15 protein-coding genes, 1 tRNA gene and 1 pseudogene are annotated in these 18665 nt (G+C 67.3%); 10 read left to right on the plus strand and 7 right to left on the minus strand.

Translation table 11 applies throughout. From position 1 onward, the window contains the following. Window positions 1–8 precede the first annotated feature (8 nt). The 3 genes from ABFX55_RS37620 to ABFX55_RS37630 form a co-directional block, all read right to left on the minus strand. On the minus strand, window positions 9–1385 hold the full coding sequence (locus ABFX55_RS37620; RefSeq protein ID WP_346127783.1) for a PepSY-associated TM helix domain-containing protein: 1377 nt from the start codon (window positions 1383–1385) through the stop codon (window positions 9–11). Window positions 1386–1525: 140 nt separating this feature from the next. Next, window positions 1526–2095, minus strand: a complete 570-nt coding sequence (locus ABFX55_RS37625) for a hypothetical protein (RefSeq protein ID WP_346127785.1) — start codon at window positions 2093–2095, stop codon at window positions 1526–1528. 202 nt (window positions 2096–2297) lie between these two features. Further along, on the minus strand, window positions 2298–3755 hold the full coding sequence (locus tag ABFX55_RS37630; protein WP_346127787.1) for an MDR family MFS transporter: 1458 nt from the start codon (window positions 3753–3755) through the stop codon (window positions 2298–2300). Window positions 3756–5141: 1386 nt separating this feature from the next. On the opposite strand from ABFX55_RS37630, the gene ABFX55_RS37635 reads away from it, so the two are divergent. Continuing rightward, window positions 5142–5576 (plus strand): hypothetical protein, encoded by a 435-nt coding sequence (locus tag ABFX55_RS37635; RefSeq protein WP_346127789.1) that lies wholly within the window; start codon window positions 5142–5144, stop codon window positions 5574–5576. A gap of 335 nt (window positions 5577–5911) precedes the next feature. Here the strand turns inward: ABFX55_RS37635 and ABFX55_RS37640 are convergent, their stop codons facing one another. After that, window positions 5912–6115 carry a hypothetical protein gene (locus ABFX55_RS37640; RefSeq protein ID WP_346127791.1) on the minus strand — a complete coding sequence of 68 codons (204 nt, stop codon included), beginning with the start codon at window positions 6113–6115 and terminating at the stop codon, window positions 5912–5914. Window positions 6116–6343: 228 nt separating this feature from the next. Here ABFX55_RS37640 and ABFX55_RS37645 point away from each other — a divergent pair, with 228 nt between their 5' ends. Next, window positions 6344–6718, plus strand: coding sequence for a hypothetical protein (locus ABFX55_RS37645; protein ID WP_346127793.1), 375 nt, complete (start codon window positions 6344–6346; stop codon window positions 6716–6718). A gap of 311 nt (window positions 6719–7029) precedes the next feature. Here the strand turns inward: ABFX55_RS37645 and ABFX55_RS37650 are convergent. Then, window positions 7030–8272, minus strand: a pseudogene (locus ABFX55_RS37650) (IS256 family transposase). Window positions 8273–8381: 109 nt separating this feature from the next. On the opposite strand from ABFX55_RS37650, the gene ABFX55_RS37655 reads away from it, so the two are divergent. From ABFX55_RS37655 to ABFX55_RS37670, 4 genes are all read left to right on the plus strand, one after another. Continuing rightward, the gene (locus ABFX55_RS37655; RefSeq protein WP_346127797.1) at window positions 8382–8801 is read left to right on the plus strand and encodes a hypothetical protein; all 420 of its coding nucleotides are present in this window, start codon (window positions 8382–8384) and stop codon (window positions 8799–8801) included. A gap of 82 nt (window positions 8802–8883) precedes the next feature. After that, window positions 8884–9195, plus strand: coding sequence for a barstar family protein (locus tag ABFX55_RS37660; RefSeq protein WP_346127798.1), 312 nt, complete (start codon window positions 8884–8886; stop codon window positions 9193–9195). Between the two features lie 276 nt (window positions 9196–9471). Beyond that, window positions 9472–9822, plus strand: coding sequence for a hypothetical protein (locus ABFX55_RS37665; RefSeq protein WP_346127799.1), 351 nt, complete (start codon window positions 9472–9474; stop codon window positions 9820–9822). Window positions 9823–10003: 181 nt separating this feature from the next. Beyond that, the gene (locus ABFX55_RS37670; RefSeq protein WP_346127801.1) at window positions 10004–10426 is read left to right on the plus strand and encodes a recombinase zinc ribbon domain-containing protein; all 423 of its coding nucleotides are present in this window, start codon (window positions 10004–10006) and stop codon (window positions 10424–10426) included. Between the two features lie 424 nt (window positions 10427–10850). Here ABFX55_RS37670 and ABFX55_RS37675 read toward each other — a convergent pair. Further along, window positions 10851–10936: transfer RNA gene (locus tag ABFX55_RS37675), tRNA-Leu, on the minus strand. Between the two features lie 108 nt (window positions 10937–11044). On the opposite strand from ABFX55_RS37675, the gene ABFX55_RS37680 reads away from it, so the two are divergent. The 3 genes from ABFX55_RS37680 (at window position 11045) to ABFX55_RS37690 (ending at window position 15153) form a co-directional block, all read left to right on the plus strand. Then, window positions 11045–12319, plus strand: coding sequence for a M20/M25/M40 family metallo-hydrolase (locus ABFX55_RS37680; protein WP_346127802.1), 1275 nt, complete (start codon window positions 11045–11047; stop codon window positions 12317–12319). Window positions 12320–12480: 161 nt separating this feature from the next. Further along, the gene (locus ABFX55_RS37685) at window positions 12481–13011 is read left to right on the plus strand and encodes a hypothetical protein (protein WP_346127803.1); all 531 of its coding nucleotides are present in this window, start codon (window positions 12481–12483) and stop codon (window positions 13009–13011) included. Window positions 13012–13191: 180 nt separating this feature from the next. Next, window positions 13192–15153 (plus strand): chaplin family protein, encoded by a 1962-nt coding sequence (locus ABFX55_RS37690; protein ID WP_346127805.1) that lies wholly within the window; start codon window positions 13192–13194, stop codon window positions 15151–15153. Between the two features lie 445 nt (window positions 15154–15598). On the opposite strand, the gene ABFX55_RS37695 is transcribed toward ABFX55_RS37690, so the two are convergent. Further along, the gene (locus ABFX55_RS37695) at window positions 15599–15784 is read right to left on the minus strand and encodes a DUF5703 family protein (RefSeq protein ID WP_183653586.1); all 186 of its coding nucleotides are present in this window, start codon (window positions 15782–15784) and stop codon (window positions 15599–15601) included. Window positions 15785–15961: 177 nt separating this feature from the next. Between ABFX55_RS37695 and topA the strand changes: the two genes are divergently transcribed. Further along, a complete protein-coding gene (gene topA / locus ABFX55_RS37700; RefSeq protein ID WP_346127807.1) occupies window positions 15962–18628 on the plus strand; it encodes a type I DNA topoisomerase in 2667 nt (888 codons plus the stop codon). The last annotated feature ends 37 nt before the right edge of the window (window positions 18629–18665 follow it).

Genomic DNA, 18665 nt, shown 5'->3' on the forward strand with positions numbered 1-18665 from the left:
AACAACGTCTAGCGGGCCACCCGGGCGCGAAGTCCGAGCAGGACGTCGATGACCAGGAAGGCGGCCAGCGAGATACCCATCAGGGGCAGGAACCAGCCGACGGCCACGGCGATCACGCTCAGGGGAGCGAGGACGGCCCAGTGCGCCTTCCGCCAGCCACCACGCGGGTACGGCCTGCCGAAGCCGCGGGTCGGGCGGCGCTGCCACCACATCCGATAGCCGAGCACGATGAGCGTGATCACGCCGCTTGCCAGGAGGGCCAGCAGGACCTGGTTGGCCAGGCCGAACAGCAGCCCCATGTGACCGTCGATGCCCCACCTGGTGAGTTTGGCGGCCAGCGGATAGTCCGTGAAGCGCAGCTCGGCGGTGACCTCGCCGGTGGCGTCCACAGCCACCTGGTCCAGGCGCTGGGGGACGCTCTTGTCGATCTCCTTGACCAGGTAGGGGGCGCCTGCCTCACCAGGCCAGACGATCTCCAGCGGACCCGACAGCCCCTTGCCCGCCGCGGCCTGGATCACGCGGTCCACATCTGCGCTCGCCCCGCCGTGCTGGTGACCGCTGCCACCGGAGTGGGCGGCGTGATCGCCGGACGAGGTGGAGATCGCCGGAGTGGTCCAACCGAGCGCGGCGCGAAGCTCGTCCACGTTCTCACCTGCGTACTTCGACCACGTCAACCCGGTGGCGGACAGGAAGAGCAGGCCCACCACGGCCCACAGCCCCACCGGCCCGTGCCAGGAGAGGGTGCGGCGCGCTCCCGAAAGTGAGCGGTCAGGAGCGATGAGGCCGCGCAGGCCGCGCTTCCTGCGACGCCTGGAGATCCACAGAACCAGCCCGCCCAGGGCGACGATCCAGAGCCAGCTGGCTGCCAGCTCGCTGTAGATCCTTCCCGTCTCGCCCAGATGCAGGTGCCGGTGCAGGTTGGAGATCCAGGCGCGTACCGGGAGCGCGCCTGAACTGCCGTAGCTGTCCAGGACGCCGCGTACCTGAGCGGTGTACGGGTCGACGAAGACCGCCAGCTGGGTGCTCTCCGGCAGGCCGGGCACGTCCATCAGTACTCGCGTGGTGGCGTCGGGCTCGTCCGCCGGCCGTACTGCGGTGATCTTGCCGTCTGGGCGTGCCGTCTGCGCGGCGGCGACCTGCCGGGTGAGCGGCAGCCGGGACTCGCCCACCGGCGCGGTCAGTTCGTGCCGGTAAACGATCTGCTCGATCTGGTAGGACGCCGCGTACAGGAGCCCGGTGGAGGCGGCGACGAGAAGGAAGGGGGCGATGAGTATGCCGGCGTAGAAGTGCAGCCGCAGGACCAGAAGCCTGAGGGCGGTCCACGCGTTTCCTCGTCCGGGGGACTGCTCAGGGTCGGCGACGGAGCGCACGTCGGTAGAAGTCATGGGGGATCTCCGTTCACGGGGACGCGCACATCGACAGGTACGCCTCACCTCGGGTGGGGGTTCAACCACGCACTGGCGTGGCGGGACACGGGCGCGGCGGCAGGGGCCTGCCGCGACCCGCGGACCGGGCTACAGCCCGGTCAGAGAACGGAGAGGAGCGTGGGAGGTCCGCGCCGGCGGACACCGGCGGCGAGCAGGATGCGCCGCAGCCGGTCCGCCTCGTGATCTGTCCGAGGACGGCGCGGCACGCGTGGCGTGACCAGCGCACCCGCGAGGATGAGCAGTCCTGTCCACAGCGCACCCAGCGACGTGACCGCCAGGTGGAGGATGGTGGCCAGGGTCGACTCGCCGCGCTCCAGCCACCAGGACGACATGACGGCGATCGCGACGTGGACGAGCAGCATGCCCAGGCCGCTGGTGCCATGAGCGTGGATCGGTGCGACGGGCGGTGGGGCTGCCGCGCCGGCGGTGAACAGGTGGTGCATGCCGTACTGCGCGGCGAAGCACGCGGCGAGCAGCACACCCACGCCTCGTTGGCGACGGCCGAGCAGGAAAGCTCCGGCCCAGGTCAGCGCCACGGCACCGGCCAGGGTGCTCGGTCGTACGGCGGCGCCGCCCGCCAGCACGTGCAGGGCCGCCGACACCAGCACGCAGACCACGGCGAACACCGTGGCGCGCAGGGCGCGCAGAAGAGGCCGACCGACATGCACCCGCACATGGTGCCATGCACGCGGCCCTGTCACCACGTCCGATTCACGCGAGGTCATGAGGGGCGGCGGGCCGTGCTCCTCCCGCCGCGAACCGAAGCCGGATGCGTTGCTGGGTGACGTTGTGCTGGGTGACGGACAAGCGCTGCCGTCACCTGCACTTCATCGATCGGGGTGACGGACAAGCGCTGCCGTCACGCCGATTTCATCGATCGGTTTTCTCGAGCTCGCCCGCGTTGTCCGCCCGGGCCGGCAGGAGCAGGGCGGTGATGACCACAGCCACGGACAGCACCGCGCCGATGATGAAGGCCAGTCGCATGCCCTCGAGGTTGGCCAGTGCGTCGGTGACTCCCGAGGACTTCAGGGCATCGGCGCGCGCGCTCATCACGGTGATCACAAGCGCGGTGCCGAAGGCCGCGGCGACCTGCTGCAGGGTGCTCAGAATCGAGCTGCCGTGGGAGTAGAGGTGCGGGGGAACCGCTCCGAGCCCGAGGGTGAAGACCGGGGTGAAGGTCGCGGCCAGGCTCACCATCAGCAGCGCGTGCAGACCGAGCAGCTGCCAGAACGGCATGGTCATCGTGACCTGGGTGAAGCCGGCGAGCGCGAGCGTGATCCCGATCGCGCCCGGGATGACCAGGACCCGGCCGCCGAACCGGTCGAACAGCCGGCCGACGGTCGGACCGAGCAGCCCCATCGCGAGGGCGCCCGGCATCACGAGGAGCCCGGTCTCCAGGGCGCTGAGCCCGCGGACGTTCTGCAGGTAGAGCGGTAGCAAGATCATCGAACCGAGCATCGCCATGAAGGAGACCGACATCAGGATCAGCGCGACCGTGTAGGTGCGGTGGCGCAGGGTGCGCAGGTCCATCAGCGGTGCGCCGCGCTTCTGCAACGACAGCTGGCGGACGACGAAGACGGCGATGGTGATCAGGCCCGCCGCCACGATCGCGGCGGCGACGCGGACGTCGCCGCTCTCGAAGTGGCTGAGCCCGTAGACCAGGCCGCCGAAGCCGGCCGCGGCGGTTGCCGCGCTGAACCAGTCGATGGTGCTGAACCGGGGCTCGCCGACGTTCTTGAGCTGCCGCAGGCCACTCCAAGTGATCACGGCGGCGATGGGGAGCACCACGGCGAACAGCAGACGCCAGGACCCCAACTGGAGGATCACCCCGGAGATCGCCGGGCCCATCGCGGGCGCCACCGAGATGGCCAGGGAGACGTTACCCATCACCCGGCCCCTGTCCGACTCGGGCACCACCTGCATCAGCGTGGTCATCAGCAGCGGCATCATCACAGCGGTCCCCGACGCCTGGATGATGCGGGCGCCCAGCAGCACCTCGAACGTCGGCGCGGCGGCGGCCAACGCCGTGCCGATCAGGAACAGACTCATCGCGGTGGCGTACGCGCGGCGGGTGGACACCCGCTGCAGGAACCACCCGGTGATCGGGATGACCGCGGCCATGGTCAGCATGAAGGCGGTCGAGAGCCACTGCGCGGTCTGCTCCGTGATGTGCAGCGCGACCATCAGCTGGGGGATCGCGTTGATCATGATCGTCTCGTTGAGGATGACCACGAACGTGGCTAGCACCAGCAGCCAGATCACGGGCGGGGTGCGCCCTGAAACGGTCGCCGTGGGGGTGGCAGGTGAGTCGAGCAGGGGGCTGGACACGGAACCTCGATCCGGGTTGTCTGGCACAACGTGGTCGTGGCTGGTGTCCCAGCCTTCGGTCGCACGATCGGTCATGGCCATGCACATACTGACTGGCGCCACCGACAAAAACGCGTCGACCGCGTCCACCTTGCGGCAAGTGAGGTGAGATGTCACCCGGTTTTCCCCGGCGGCAGAGACGATCTACAGATCGTGCAGAGGGGGCCATTTCGCTCCATGGCCTGCGAGAACACCTCGCACAGCACCCGCCCGGCCGACGATCAGGTTAGCGACTGGTCCCCGGTGCCGACGCCGGTCGCTGGGCGGAGTTCGTTCGCCGTCGCCGTCCGTCAGCATCCATTCGGTGCGGGTAGCCAGGTGGAACAGCGCTTGGCGTAGGTCATCGACGCTGGAGCGAACCAGTTGGAAGGCTGGACGACCGGCCATCCCTTGGCGACCAGCGGCCACGGCGCACGAAGCGCCGCTCCCGCAGCTGTACGTGCGAGGCCACCGGACGGCAGACGGCCGAAAGCGATCGGAAGCCCGCCGTCGCGCGGCCCTGGACACCCGACGCCGACCCGATGCTCATCGCAAGTCGGACGACAATCGCGAGTTGCGCGTCTGAGGAAGTCGAATGCCCGCCTGCGTCGCGCGCCTCTGGAAGCCGGCGCCGATCCGGTGCTCATGAGAGCCGGGCGGCCCTCGCGAGTCGGGCGTCTGAGGAAGCCGAAAGCCCGCTTGCCGTCGGGCGGCCCTGGAAGCCGGTGCCGACCCGCTCATCGGTGTCGGGCGGCCATCGGAGGTCGGACGACTATCGGGAGTTGGCGGCTGAGGGAGGAGGTCGAAGATCGAGCTGGAACACAGGTTCAGGCTCAATCCTTCGACCGCGAGCGCCTGGCCGCATCCATGGGCGAGCGGGAAGTCCGTTCTGAGAGAGCCGAGGCGACCCGTCAGGCCAAGATTTACGTGCTGCTCGGAAGGTTGGCTCTCACCGTCACAACACAAGGTCCTGGTCGCGAGTTCAGGCTTCCACCTCAGCCTGCTACCGCCCCTTCGGTGACGAGTACGCCGGGTCGATCATCCCGGAGCCGGAGTGCCCCACCCGGAGGGGTTCGTTGGAAAGAAGCAGAGGGCTTCCAGGCAACGCCCAAAGAAGACGTAGTCATGGGCACCGGATGTCCGGTGCCCATGAAGCAAGCTGAGAACATCGCCTCTGATGTCTCACGTCTTCTTTCTGCTGCTGCTTCCCTTGGTTGTGGTGGTTCCCCTCGCAGGCTTTGGCTCACTGGCCTTGGCGTTGGTGGAGTACTGCTCCAGTACTGCAGCGGGCGGACGCCGCGCTTGACACCCATTTGTCCGGTGAAAGCCCGACACTGTCGCCACCGTCGCCGATCTAGAGTTTCCCGCATGGCAAAGATCATGCGCAGCGCAGTGCTCGCGACTGTGGTAAGCGCTTCCCTGTTGAACGCCACCTCAGCGTCGGCGGCGGTGGCGACCTTCACGAGCGGCCCGCCGACCCAGTCCACCGGTGTCGGCACCCTCAAGGAGAAGTCCATCGGGAACAAGAAGCTGCAGCTCCGCACCGGCAAGTGGAACAACGGCAAGTACTACATCTGGGCACGGCTGACGAACATCTCCTCCGGGAAGAATCTCTCGATCTACGTCACCGACGTCGCGTCCGGCAACAAGTCCAGCAACGGCGTGTATTACGGCAGCGGTAACACGATCTACGGCAAGGCCACCCGCCTTCTCGGCGGCAACCGCCTGTACGAGGCCTGCCACGACCCGGACAACATGCCCGGCGGCTCGGCGGCCATCTGCGTGGGCTGGCTCCAGCCGTAGAAAGCCCCAGCACTAAGGAACCAGGGCCACGGGCCTCCTGCAAGGTGAGTTGCACCATGGCGCTGCTCGTTCCGGCGACGGCCTGTCCCATGCGGGCGGCCGTGACAACGTCTTCGTAGCGGCCTTCGACGAGAGCGAACCAGGCTGACATCTCATGAACTGGACCGAAGCTCGTCCACCACCCCGGGAAGCACAAGGTCCTGGTCGCGAGTTCATGCGACCAGGACTTCGTAGGTTGGTGTCCGAGGGGGGACTTGAACCGTTCGCCTATCTCGTTGGCCAGGGCGAAAGCTGGCTTGAGCTGGACCAGCTAGGAGGCGGTTAGAGACCACCTTCTAGGAGTAGAAGCCTTGCCCGTACAGTTCGCGGGTCTTTATGAACTCACCTGGGCGCACTTCTCGCAGGTGCTCGTGGCGTTCATTGAACCTGTCGATGGCTTCGCTAAGCGAGTCGCCGAACTGTTCGCGCATGATCATTAGAGCTGAGAGGATGCGTTCCGCCAGTATGTGATCATCGATCTCAGTCCAGGGGTCTTCCACCAGGCGATGGTCTCATGATGTCGACCTTGGAATTGCGTAGAGGATGCCTTGTAACGGTGGCCGACCTGAGCTTCGGGTCGGTCGTGAGTGGCCATGGTTGGCCCCATCAACCCGGCTGATTGTACGGTCGGGTGGGTGGCGCGGCGCGCTCCTCTCGTACACTCCGGCCACGCTGGCCCCACGTCGGCCGGCAATACTCGGTTCATTGACCGGATCGGATGGCGCTCCTTGATCGACCTCTCGGAGGGAAGCTTCTCCGCAGACAAGCTGAATGCGCTTCGGCTTGGCAGGTCGCTCGTCGCCGAGGTGCACGCGACGCGACCAGAGTGCCGGGCCTGGGTCGCGGTCCATCCGGTTCTTACTGAAGCCGATCACGCTGCTCAGCACGAAGGTTGGACACGCAGCGATGTAGGACGGGCCTTTCGGCTGATACATCGCGAGTACTTGACGAAGCACCTCGATGGCTGGGACTACGACATCGGCAGCAGCGAGATTAAGCGAGCCGTCGCCGATGGCGAGGCAGGCTTACTTAACTTCCTAAGGGATTGGGGAATGGCGCCCGACCAATTCGCATACCCCTGGGATACCGACTATCCGGAGTAGTGCATTGTCAGCTTGGGGACTCGTTCAAGATCACGTCCCTTGGGCTGGGCAAACACTGACCTGGGCATACACCGGTCGAGTGACCGGGAGTCTCCGCGACTTCCCGCTAGTCGCATTCAGAGCAACGGGCACGCTGGGCCTCCACCTCAGCGGGGTCCGTCATCGGTGTTGATCTCTACGAGCTCGGCGAGCAGATCGGATGATGGCAGCAGCGGCGCAAGAAGATCGCAAACGTACTGGGCGCGCTCGTGTTGGTCACGTCCAGCGAAGTGGTGTATGAGTTGACCTTCGCGTGATCCTGTTTCTGCAGGTTAAGCGGTAAGTGTCTGCGGAATGGGGTTGTGCTGCGGTGTGTCGCCCGCGATCACCCGCATGCGAGCTTTCGCCAGAACGTCCAGACCCATGTAACGGCGGGCCTCGCTCCATTCATCGGTCTGCTCGGCCAACACCGCACCGACGAGACGGACGATCGAGCCGCGGTCAGGGAAGATCCCCACCACATCGGTGCGGCGGCGGATCTCCTTGTTCAACCGTTCCTGCGGGTTGTTCGACCAGATCTGCTTCCAGATCTCGCGCGGGAAGGCGGCAAAGGCCAGCAACTCCTCCCGGGCGGCGTCCAGATGCTCGCAGGCCGCCGGATACTTCGCCTCCAACGCGTCGATGACCCAGGCGTGCTGGGCCCGCACCGCCTCACTGGCGGGTTGATCGAAGATCGTGCGCACCAGCGTGGCCACCCACGGCTGCGCCGACTTCGGGACCGTGGTGAGCAGGTTGCGCAGGTAGTGGGTGCGGCAACGCTGCCAGGACGCGCCCGGCAGGCTCGCCCCGATCGCCTCCACCAGCCCGGCATGGGCGTCGGAGATGACCAGTTGCACCCCGCCCAGCCCGCGCGCCACCAGACCGCGTAGGAAGGCCAGCCAGCCGGCGCCGTCCTCGGCCGAGGTGACCTCCAGGCCCAAGATCTCCCGCTGGCCGTTGGCGTTGACCGCGGTGGCCACCAGGACATGCACGTTGATGATCCGCCCGCCCTCCCGCACCTTCTGCGTGAGCGCGTCCAGCCAGACGAAGGCATACGGCCCAGCGTCCAAGGCTCGGGTGCGGAAGGCCTCCACCTGCCCGTCGAGCACCTTGGCCATCTCCGAGACCTGGCTTTTAGAGATGTGCTTGATGCCGAGCTGCTCGACCAGGTTGTCCACCCGCCTCGTCGACACTCCCAGCAGGTAGGAGGTCGCCACCACGCTGATCAGCGCTTGTTCGGCCCGGCGACGCCGTTCCAGCAGCCAGTCCGGGAAGTAGGAGCCCGAGCGCAGCTTGGGGATCGCGAGCTCGACGGTGCCGGCCCGGGTGTCCCACTCGCGGGAGCGGTAGCCGTTGCGCCGGTTGGTGCGCTCCTCGCTGCGCTGGCCGTATCCGGCGCCGCACAGGCCGTCGGCCTCGGCCGACATCAACGTCTCGGCCATGGTCTTCACCATGGATCGCAACAGATCCGGATCCCCCGCGCTCGATCTGCTGAGCCAGCCAGGCGGCAGGGTCCACACTGTTGTTGTCGGCCATCGCTTTCTTCTCCTTCGATCTTGACTCGCAATCACGAAGGATCACGCGATGGCCGTCTTCATTTCACGGCGCCACGCCTGTCACCAGCGAAAACTCGTACACCATGTCCGTGGACGCAACCCTCGTGTTTCGCGGCGCTTGGCCACCAATTGGTGAGTCCGGCGAGATGATCTCGCACCATCTCGATCTCCCGTTGGTGCGCAGCCGCGTCCCTCCATTCGGACCACCCTCGTTCCGGCTCCGCAAGCTCCAGAGCATCCGCCGTACGCTGCTGCACAGCAGCAATATGGGGGCTGCCAAAGAACTCGTCGGCTTGGCCATCGAACTTGAGCCGCATCAAGGCGCGATGGAGCGCCCGGAGCTCGTTGAGATCATCGATCCTGAATCGTGGTCCTTGCCCAGTCACTGGTACAGCATTCCAGCCCGCGCGGCGTGCCATAAGCTTGGGAATTGCAGCGATCATGGGCCGCGCACCACGGGTTCCCTGGTCAGCGCCATTGCCGGACTGGTCGCGAGTGACCGTGGTTGACCCCTCGTTGCCGGGGTTAATGACACGCTAATGGCACGGCGATCAAGCTGTGGACTATGGAAATACACGTGAAGGTAGCTCGATGCGCGTCATCGTGGATGGGCGGCGGGTGTCTTCGGAAGCAGATCTTCACCGTCGACTGGCGGGGCCTCTGGGCTTCGGCCCGTACTACGGCAACAACCTTGCCGCGCTCTGGGACAGGCTGACTACCGACGTGGAGCGGCCGGTGGAGGTGGTGTGGACTCATTGGGAGGAAAGTAAGGCGAACCTGGGCGCTGAGCTCTTCAACGAGATATGCCTGCTCCTCGATGAGGTCCAAGCACAAGACGTGGAACGGGGCTCGCGCGACCGCTTCGCCTTCGAGTTGCGCACCGCGCACACCCCGCCTGCCTGATCATTCCGTCTGCCGTCGACCCGCCCGCAGGGGAAGCGGGCCAGCGCCACGGCTACCAGATGGAGCGCCCGACTGGACGAACGATCTGGTAGTCGTGGCCCTGGTCTGCTCGGCTTGTCCCGGGTCGATGGCGGGCGAGATGATCAGGCCCCACCTCAGCCGCCAACAGAGTTGCCGCGACGAGCCCACCTGGCGATCATCCCGGAGCCGGAGCGCCCCCGTCGGAGGCGGAAAGTAGTTGGCAGGTGAGAGTGCTCGCGTGGAGCATGAGCGCTTATGGGGATGTTCAACACGGTGAAGTTGCCCGATCCACTCACCTGCCCAGACTGCGGAGTAGCTGGTATCTGGACCGCGCAGTTCAAGTTCGGAGCGACGGACCTCGTTGAGTATGAGGTGGGCCAGCGTCTGAACTGGCATTACAGATGGGCCGTGGAGGGTGAACGGGGCCATCACCGTGTGATTGTTCAGGGCATCTTGGAGGGGTGCGCGCATTGCCGCACGTACGACTTCGACGACCTGTGGGAGATGGTCGTCATTGAGATTGTCGATGACGTGATCGTGTCGGTGGTGCAGGATACCAGCGGTGATGGCTGGTGGGCGGAAGGCTGGCGAGTGCTTGAGGCATAGGCCGATGCTCAGTTGAGCGCGGCCCGAGTGGCGGGCGCGCGCGAGAACGGCCCCCAGGCCGCACGCGCAGCGTGCGGCCCGCAAGCTCGGGCCGCGTGGCGGCGCGGAGCGCCGCCCTTGACCAACCCGCGCTACACCGGTCACCAGGTGTGGAATAGGCAGCGGAAGGACGAGGTCCTCCTTGGATGTCGATGATGTCGGGCTCGGTCACACCACCAAGCTCCGATGGAACTCCAAGGAGGAGCGGGTCTGGTCCGATGCCGCCGTCCATCCACCCATCGTCTCCAGGGAGGACTTCACCGCCGTGGCGGCAACCCTGGCCAGTCGCGGAGATCGCCATACGGACAAGACGCGCAAGCGCACCCCCAAGCCATACCAGCTCCGTGGGCTGCTCCACTGCGGTGTCTGCGAACGCAAGATGCAGGGTCAGTGGATCAATCAGGCCCCCTACTACCGGTGCCGTTTCCCGGAGGAGTACGCCCTGGCGAACCACCTCGTTCATCCCCGCAACGTCTACCTTCGCGAGGACAACATCGTTCCTTACCTCGATCGCTGGCTCGGCCGCTTGTTCGCCCCGCACAACGTGACGCCCCGCACAACGTGAACCAGGCACTCGACGCTCTCGCAGCCGCACAGCAGGAGTCCTCCTTGGAGGACCCCGCAGCAGTGGCGGCGCGGCGGCAGATCGCCGACTGCGATCGCAAGCTCGCCCAGCATCGCGCGGCACTGGAGGCTGGGCTGACGCGGTACTGATCGCTGGATGGATTCAGGAGGAACAGGCTCGGAAGGCTGCGGCGCAGAGTCAGCTCAGCCGTGCGCGTGCTCCGCGTCAGCCGAAGTTGAGGCGAGACGAACTCGCGGCGATGATCAACCGGCTGGAAGACATGGTGCGAGTGCTCTCCAGCGCCGACCCCGTAAGAAAGGCACAGGTTTACGGTGAACTGGGACTAAAGCTCGTCTACCACCCCGGAAAGCATAAAGTCCTGGTCGCGAGTTCGTGCGACCAGGACCCATGGGCTACCGGTTTGTGTCCGAGGGGGGACTTGAACCCCCATGCCCCGCAAAGGGCACTAGCACCTCAAGCTAGCGCGTCTGCCTATTCCGCCACCCGGACTTGGTGCCTGCACGCGAGACCGTCATCCCGCGTCGGCTCAGTAAGGTTAGCAAACTCTGCGGGGTGCGTCATACCGTGATTCCTCAAGACCCGATCGAAGGAGTCCGCATGACCCCGCGCACCGGCGAGGACGAGGTCGTCGACCTCTGCCGAGACCTCATCCGCATCGACTCGACGAACGCGGGAGACAACGCAGGCCCCGGCGAGAGGCAGGCCGCGGAGTACGTGGCCGAGAAGCTCGAAGAGGTGGGCCTGGAGGCCCGCATCCTCGAGAGCGACGACCGCAGGGCCAACGTGATCGCCCGCATCGAGGGCGAGGATTCGAGCAGGGGGGCGCTGCTCCTGCACGGCCATCTGGACGTCGTGCCGTTCGACGCCGGCGACTGGCGGCACCATCCGCTGTCCGGGGAGATCGCCGACGGGTGCGTCTGGGGCAGGGGCGCCGTGGACATGAAGGACATGGACGCGATGATCCTGGCCGTCGCCAGGCAGTGGGCGAGCGCGGGACGGCGGCCTCCGCGCGACGTGGTGCTGATGTTCACCGCCGACGAGGAGGCGGGCGGCGCCTACGGGGCCAACTTCCTGGTCGACAACCACAAGGAGCTGTTCGAGGGGGTCACCGAGGCCATCGGCGAGGTCGGCGGCTTCAGCGTCTCCCTCGGTGACAGGAGGCTCTACCTCATCGAGGCTGCGGAGAAGGGCATGGCGTGGATGCGGCTGAGGGCGAAGGGCCGCGCGGGCCACGGCTCGATGCTCAACGCCGACAACGCCGTCACCGAGCTCGCCGACGCGGTCGCCCGCATCGGCCGTCACGAATGGCCCGTACGGCTGACGCCCACGGTCAAGCGCCTGCTGGACGAGCTGGAGATAGGTCCTGACGAGGTCGACCGGCTCGGCCCCCTGGCCCGCATGATCGGCGCGGTGCTCCGCAACACCGCCAACCCCACGATGCTCCAGGGCGGCTACAAGGCCAACGTGATCCCGCAGAGCGCAGAGGCCGTGGTGGACGGGCGGTTCCTGCCGGGCTTCGAGGAGGAGTTCTTCGCCACGATCGACGAGCTGCTCGGCCCGAACGTGACCAGGGAGTTCGTCCAGCACCAGGTGGCGCTGGAGTTCGCCTTCGAGGGGCCGCTCGTGCGGGCGATGGCGCAGGCGCTCACCGAGGAGGATCCCGACGGGCTCGCCGTGCCGTACACGCTCTCCGGGGGAACCGACCTCAAGGCGTTCAGCAGGCTGGGCATCACCGGGTACGGCTTCGCGCCGCTCAAGCTCCCTGCCGACCTGGACTTCTCAGGGATGTTTCATGGGGTGGACGAGCGGGTGCCGGTCGATTCGCTCCGGTTCGGGGTCAGGGTGCTTGACCGATTCCTAGCTCTCTCCTGAAAAGCCCTTGCGACCACCTTGAGTGCTGCTACGGTTACCGAGCGTTGAGGGGTGAGTCCGCGGACTGGCCTCACATGTGAGGTCGGTTCTGGAGCTCGGGAGGTCACGTGGCACGCATGCCGGTGCAGCAGCGGAGGGCGAAGTCCCTCCCTGCTCGGCGCGTGCCCGTGGCTGTCTTCGAAGAGCGTGCGACCACCGATCGGGCCGCCCGGATGGCGCGGTTCGCGGCCGGCGCCCGCCCGGTCATCGCACGAGCACTCACGGTAGGCGGCCTGCTGGTCGCCGGTTGGCTGCTCGCCATGCTCTTCGGACTGCTCGCAGCAGCTCCGGCAGCCGCGGAGACCACCGCGGCCACAGGAGCCGACACCTCTCAATCCGTCGCCGGTTTCCCCACGGCAGACGGCGCCGCCCTGGTGCTGGACAACACCGAGGCAATGGCCGGGGCTGAAGTGGACGGGCTCACCAGCCAGTCGAAGCCCGGCTTCCCCGCACCTTCCTCCGCCGGCAAGAGCATGGGCGCCAAGGGCTTGGCGCCGAACGGCGGAGGCAACGGCCCGTTCGGGCCTGGCATGGGGGACATCGCGAGGTCCGTCATCGACCCGCGTGAGACGGCTCAGCGCGCCCCCCTGGCGTGCGTGCTGCCCCCGGTCTTCCGCACAGCAGCGGACGACCCTTCTTTCTCACCTGACTGATTCCGCTCAAGAGCAGGAGCGTGGGCTGAGTCCCCTCCGCAGAGCGTGTGACACATCAGTCATTGCTGGTTCGCGTATCCGAGTTCCCCGCTGTGCGTGGTCGTCAGAGGACCTCGCTCGGCCTCGGCTGCCCGCGACCAGGTCAGGTATTCCCCCCAAGAACCACTAGGAGCATTCATCATGCGTACGTGGGCTAAGGCATCGACCCCTGCGGCTCTGCTCGCGGTAGCGGTCATGTCCTTCGGCAGCGGCACCGCTGTCGCCGACACCTCTGGAGACTCCTCCATCGGCGGCGGCAACCAGGTCAACCTGCCGATCTCACTTCCCGTCGACATCAGCGGCAACTCCGTCGGCGTGGCCGGCGAGTCCACCGCCAGCTCGGAGGGCGGCGCCTCGGTCGAGAACATCGGCCAGAGCGGCGGCATCCCGAACAAGACCTCGGGCAACAGCAGCGTCCTGGGCGGCAACCAGGTCAACGCGCCGATCAGCGCCCCGATCAACGCCTGCGGCAACGCGCTGTCGCTGTTCGGCAGCTCCGAGGCGGGCTGCAAGGGCGGCGCCACCGTCAAGAACACCGGCAAGGGCGGCGCGGGAGGCAACAGGACCTCCGGCGACAGCAGCGTCCTGGGCGGCAACCAGGTGACCGCGCCGATCAGCGCGCCGATCAACGCCTGCGGCAACGCGCTGGCGATCTTCGGGGACGCCACGGCGGGGTGCAAGGGCGGCTCCGCCGTCAAGAACACCGGCGTCGGCGCCGGCGGCAACACCACCTCGGGCAGGAACTCCGTCCTGGGCGGCAACCAGGTGATCGCGCCGATCAGCGGCCCGATCAACATCTGCGGCAACGCGATCGCGGTCTTCGGCCAGGCCTTCGCCGGGTGCAAGGGCGGCTCCAGCGTCACCAACGGCGGCGGGAGGCCGGGTCACGGCTATCACCGCGGCCCAGGGCACCTCGCCTCCTCGGGCAACGACACCGACGGGCGCTTCGGCGCCGGCAGCGGCAACCAGGTGATCGCGCCGATCAGCCTGCCGATCACCGCCTGCGGCAACGCCGTGGGCAACGCCCCCGCCGGGTGCAAGGGCGGCAGCACGGTCGAGAACACCGCCGCGGGCAGCGGCGCCGGTGGCAACACCACCTCGGGCCGCTCGGGCGTCCTGTCGGGCAACCAGGTGATCGCGCCGATCACCGCCCCCGTCAACGTCTGCGGCAACGCGGTCGCGCTCGCCGGTCAGGCCTTCGCCGGGTGCAAGGGCGGCGTCTCGGTCAAGAACGGCGGCAAGGGCGCGGGCGGCAACAGGACCTCCGGCCAGTCGGGCGTCGGCTCGGGCAACCAGGTGATCGCGCCGATCACCGCGCCGATCAACGCCTGCGGCAACGCCGTGGCGGCGCTGGGCCTGGCCGAGGCCCACTGCAAGGGCGGGGCGAGCGTCTCTCCGAAGCACGGCGTGGGCGGTGGCGGCAACACCACCTCAGGCAGGTCCGGTGTCCTCGCGGGCAACCAGGTGGTCGCGCCGATCACCGCTCCCATCAACGTCTGCGGCAACGCGGTGGCCGTCCTGGGTGACGCCGCCGCAGGGTGCCTCGGTGGCGCCCGGGTCGGCAAGCCGGTCGACGAGCACGACCACGGATACGACCACTGGACGCGTTCCAGCGGCAAGGTCGCCAACTCCAAGGCCAGCGGTCTGCTCCCCGCTCTTCCCGTCGTCCCCGCCATGGCAGGGCTGAAGGATGTGGGCAACGTCACCCAGCAGATGCGCGGCTCGGGGCTGCCCGCGCTGCCCGTCGTCGGTGACCTCACCAGCACGCTCGGCCTGCCCGCGCTGCCTGGCCTGCCCGGTCTGCCCGGCCAGCCCGCCACGCCGACCGAGCGTCAGGGCAAGGCCACTCCCGCCTCGAACAGCCCCGTCTCGGCTCTCGGTCCCGCCACCGACCTCGTCTCCTCGACCCCGGTCGGCGGGGCGGTCGGCTCCGCCACCGGCGCCCTGCCCGTCGGTGACCTCGGCCTGATGAGCGCCGCTCAGCCGGCCGGCGTCACGGGGATGAACTCCAACTCGCTGTTCGCGCTGGTCATGGGCGCCATGTTCGCCGCTTCGGCGACGCTGTTCGCGACGACCCGCCGTCTGCGCTTCGGCAAGAAGTAGGCGGCGCGGCACCGGTTGACCACGGTACGGCACCGCCCGCAGCCGGCGGGTGAGTAGCCGAGGACCCTCTGCCCGCTCCCATCCAGGGGGCGGGCAAAGCCCGTTTCCCGCAAAGGGAGCACAAACGTTCCGCCCGCACCCGGCGACTCGTCGCGACCCTGACCGTGACTGCGTCGTGCGGGTGGAGGTGGATGCTTTGCCCGTGCTGGTGTGGTGGTCGCGGCTCTGGCCGTGATCTTCTCAGTGCGGGTGGAGGTGGATGCTTTGCCCGTGCTGGTGTGGTGGTCGCGGCTCTGGCCGTGATCTTCTCAGTGCGGGTGGAGGTGGATGCTTTGCCCGTGCTGGTGTGGTGGTCGCGGCTCTGGCCGTGATCTCCTCAGAACGGGCAAAGGTAGACGCTTTGCCCGTTCTGGGGGGGCGCGGCCCCGGAACGGGCAAAGCCATGTCAGAGAGTTCGTCGGACACGGATGATCTTGCGGCGTAGCCGTACATGTCTGCTGCCGTCGGGGTACAGTCGCACCCTGGCCAGTTCCCACTGCCCGTATTCAGCATGTTCGGTCAGCATCTGACGTGCGGCTTCACGCGACGTGTCGCGAGGGATATAGACATCCATGTAGGAGTAGGCCAGCACAGCGATTAGTCTCCAGGGTGAGTTAGGGAGCGACGGCACTCACTCGGCCTTATTCTGCGTCCTTGAGTGAGACAGTGACCCCGGGGGAAGGAAAATCCCCCGACAGGGGTTACCTTTCAGATCTGTGCCCGCTCCCGGCAGGGGGATACGCAAGCGAACAGCGAGGTAGGAAGCAGCGTGCCAGCCAACAACGGCAGCGCCGGCGGAAACCGCCTGGTGATCGTCGAGTCGCCGGCCAAGGCGAAGACGATCGCGGGCTACCTTGGGCGCGGCTACATCGTCGAGTCCAGCATCGGCCACATCCGCGACCTGCCCGAGAAGGCAGATGACATCCCCGAGAAGTACAAGGGGGAGGCATGGGCACGCCTCGGCGTCAACGTCGACCACGAATTCGAGCCGCTCTACGTCGTCAATCCCGACAAGAAGGCTCAGGTCAACAAGCTCAAGCAGCTGCTGAAGGACGCCGACGAGCTCTACCTCGCCACTGACGAGGACCGCGAGGGCGAGGCCATCGCGTGGCACCTGCGTGAGGTGCTCAAGCCCAAGGTGCCCGTGCACCGCATGGTCTTCCACGAGATCACCCCGCAGGCGATCCGCGACGCCGTGGCCAACCCGCGCGATCTCAACCTCCGGTTGGTCGACGCGCAGGAGACCAGGCGCATCCTCGACCGTCTCTACGGCTACGAGGTCAGCCCCGTGCTGTGGAAGAAGGTCAAGCCGCGTCTGTCCGCCGGCCGCGTGCAGTCGGTGGCCACTCGCCTGGTGGTGGAGCGTGAGCGCGAGCGCATGGCGTTCACCGCCGCCCACTACTGGGACCTTTCGGCGCTGTTCGACTCGGGCAAGCCCGAGGAGACACCGCGCGACTTCACCGCCACGCTGACCGGCGTCGACGGCAAGCGCGTCGCGCAGGGCCGCGACTTCGGCTCCGACGGGCGCCTCAAGAACGCCAACGTGCTCCACCTTTCCGAGCAGGCCGCCGGCGAGCTGGCCGGGCGGCTCAGGGGCGCGTCGTTCGCCGTCAGGTCGGTGGAGCGCAAGCCGTACACCCGCAAGCCGTACGCGCCGTTCAGGACGACCACGCTGCAGCAGGAGGCCAGCAGGAAGCTGGGCTTCTCGGCGAAGTACACGATGCAGGTGGCGCAGCGGCTCTACGAGAACGGTTTCATCACCTACATGCGTACCGACAGCATCACGCTGTCGGAGACCGCTGTCGCCGCCGCCAGGTCACAGGCCATCAAGCTGTACGGCTCGGCGTACGTGCCCGACAAGCCGCGCTCCTACGCCAGCAAGGTGAAGAACGCGCAGGAGGCGCACGAGGCGATCCGTCCTTCGGGCGAGGAGTTCCGCACGCCTGGCGAGACAGGGCTGAGCGGCGACATGTTCCGCCTGTACGAGCTGATCTGGCAGCGCACCGTCGCCTCGCAGATGAAGGACGCGGTCGGCGAGTCGGTCACCGTGAAGGTCGACGGCGGCGGCGCCGAGTTCACCGCCTCCGGTCGCACGATCACCTTCTACGGCTTCCTGAAGGCGTACGTGGAGAGCTCGGACGATCCCTCCACCGACCGCGACGACTCGGAGAAGCGGCTGCCGAATTTGGCCGAGGGCGACCCGCTCGACCTCAGCAGGCTCGACGTCTCCTCGCACTCGACCAAGCCGCCCGCCCGCTACACCGAGGCGTCGCTGGTCAAGGAGCTGGAGGACCGCGAGATCGGTCGTCCCTCGACCTACGCGTCGATCATCGGCACGATCCTCGACAGGGGCTACGTGTTCAAGAAGGGCACCGCGCTGGTGCCCTCCTTCCTGGCCTTCGCGGTGGTCAACCTGCTGGAGCAGCACTTCGGCAACCTCGTCGACTACGACTTCACCGCCGAGATGGAGAAGGTCCTCGACGACATCGCCAACGACAGGGCCGAGCGCGTTCCCGAGCTGCAGCGCTTCTACTTCGGCCAGGAGGGCGACGAGGGCCTGAAGGAGATGGTCACCGACCTCGGCGAGATCGACGCCAAGGAGATCAGTTCCTTCCCCATCAGGGGCAGCGACATCGTGATCAGGGTGGGCCGCTACGGTCCCTACCTCGACCGCGAGGGCGTCCGGGTCAACATCCCCGAGGACATGACGCCCGACGAGCTGACCTCGGACAAGGCCGAGGAGCTGTTCTCCCGTCCGACGGGCGACCGCGAGCTGGGCAAGGACCCGGTGAGCGGGAACATGATCGTCGCCAAGGACGGCCGCTTCGGACCCTACGTGACCGAGCTCCTGCCCTCCGAGCAGGAAGACGTGGCTCCCAAGAAGCGGACGAAGAAGGCCGACGCTCCGAAGCCGCGCACCAGCTCGCTGTTCAAGTCGATGTCGCTCGACACCATCACGCTGGACGACGCGCTCAAGCTGCTGTCGATCCCGCGCGTGGTCGGCCAGCTCGACGGCGAGGAGGTCACCGCGCAGAACGGCAAGTTCGGGCCCTACATCAAGAAGGGCACCGACTCGCGGTCGATCGGCTCGGAGGAAGAGCTGTTCACGATCACGATCGAGCAGGCCAAGGAGCTGTTCGCGCAGCCCAAGCAGCGCGGTCGCCGTACGGCCGCCGCCGCGCCGCTGCGCGAGCTGGGCGACGACCCCAACTCCAAGAAGCCTGTCGTGGTCAAGGAGGGCCGTTTCGGGCCCTACGTCACCGACGGGGAGACCAACGCCTCGCTCCGCAAGGGCGACACGGTCGAGGACATCACCATCGAGCGGGCCGCCGAGCTGCTGGCCGAGCGGCGCGAGCGCGCTCCCGCGCCGAAGAAGAAGGCTCCGGCCAAGAAGGCCGCGACCACGACGAGGAAGAAGCCCGCCGCCAAGTCCTGAGAGGGCTCTCAGGGGCACTCGCCCGGGTTGTCGGTGA

Origin of the sequence: Nonomuraea roseola (genome assembly GCF_039535395.1) — a bacterium.
Taxonomy (GTDB): Bacteria; Actinomycetota; Actinomycetes; order Streptosporangiales; family Streptosporangiaceae; genus Nonomuraea; species Nonomuraea roseola.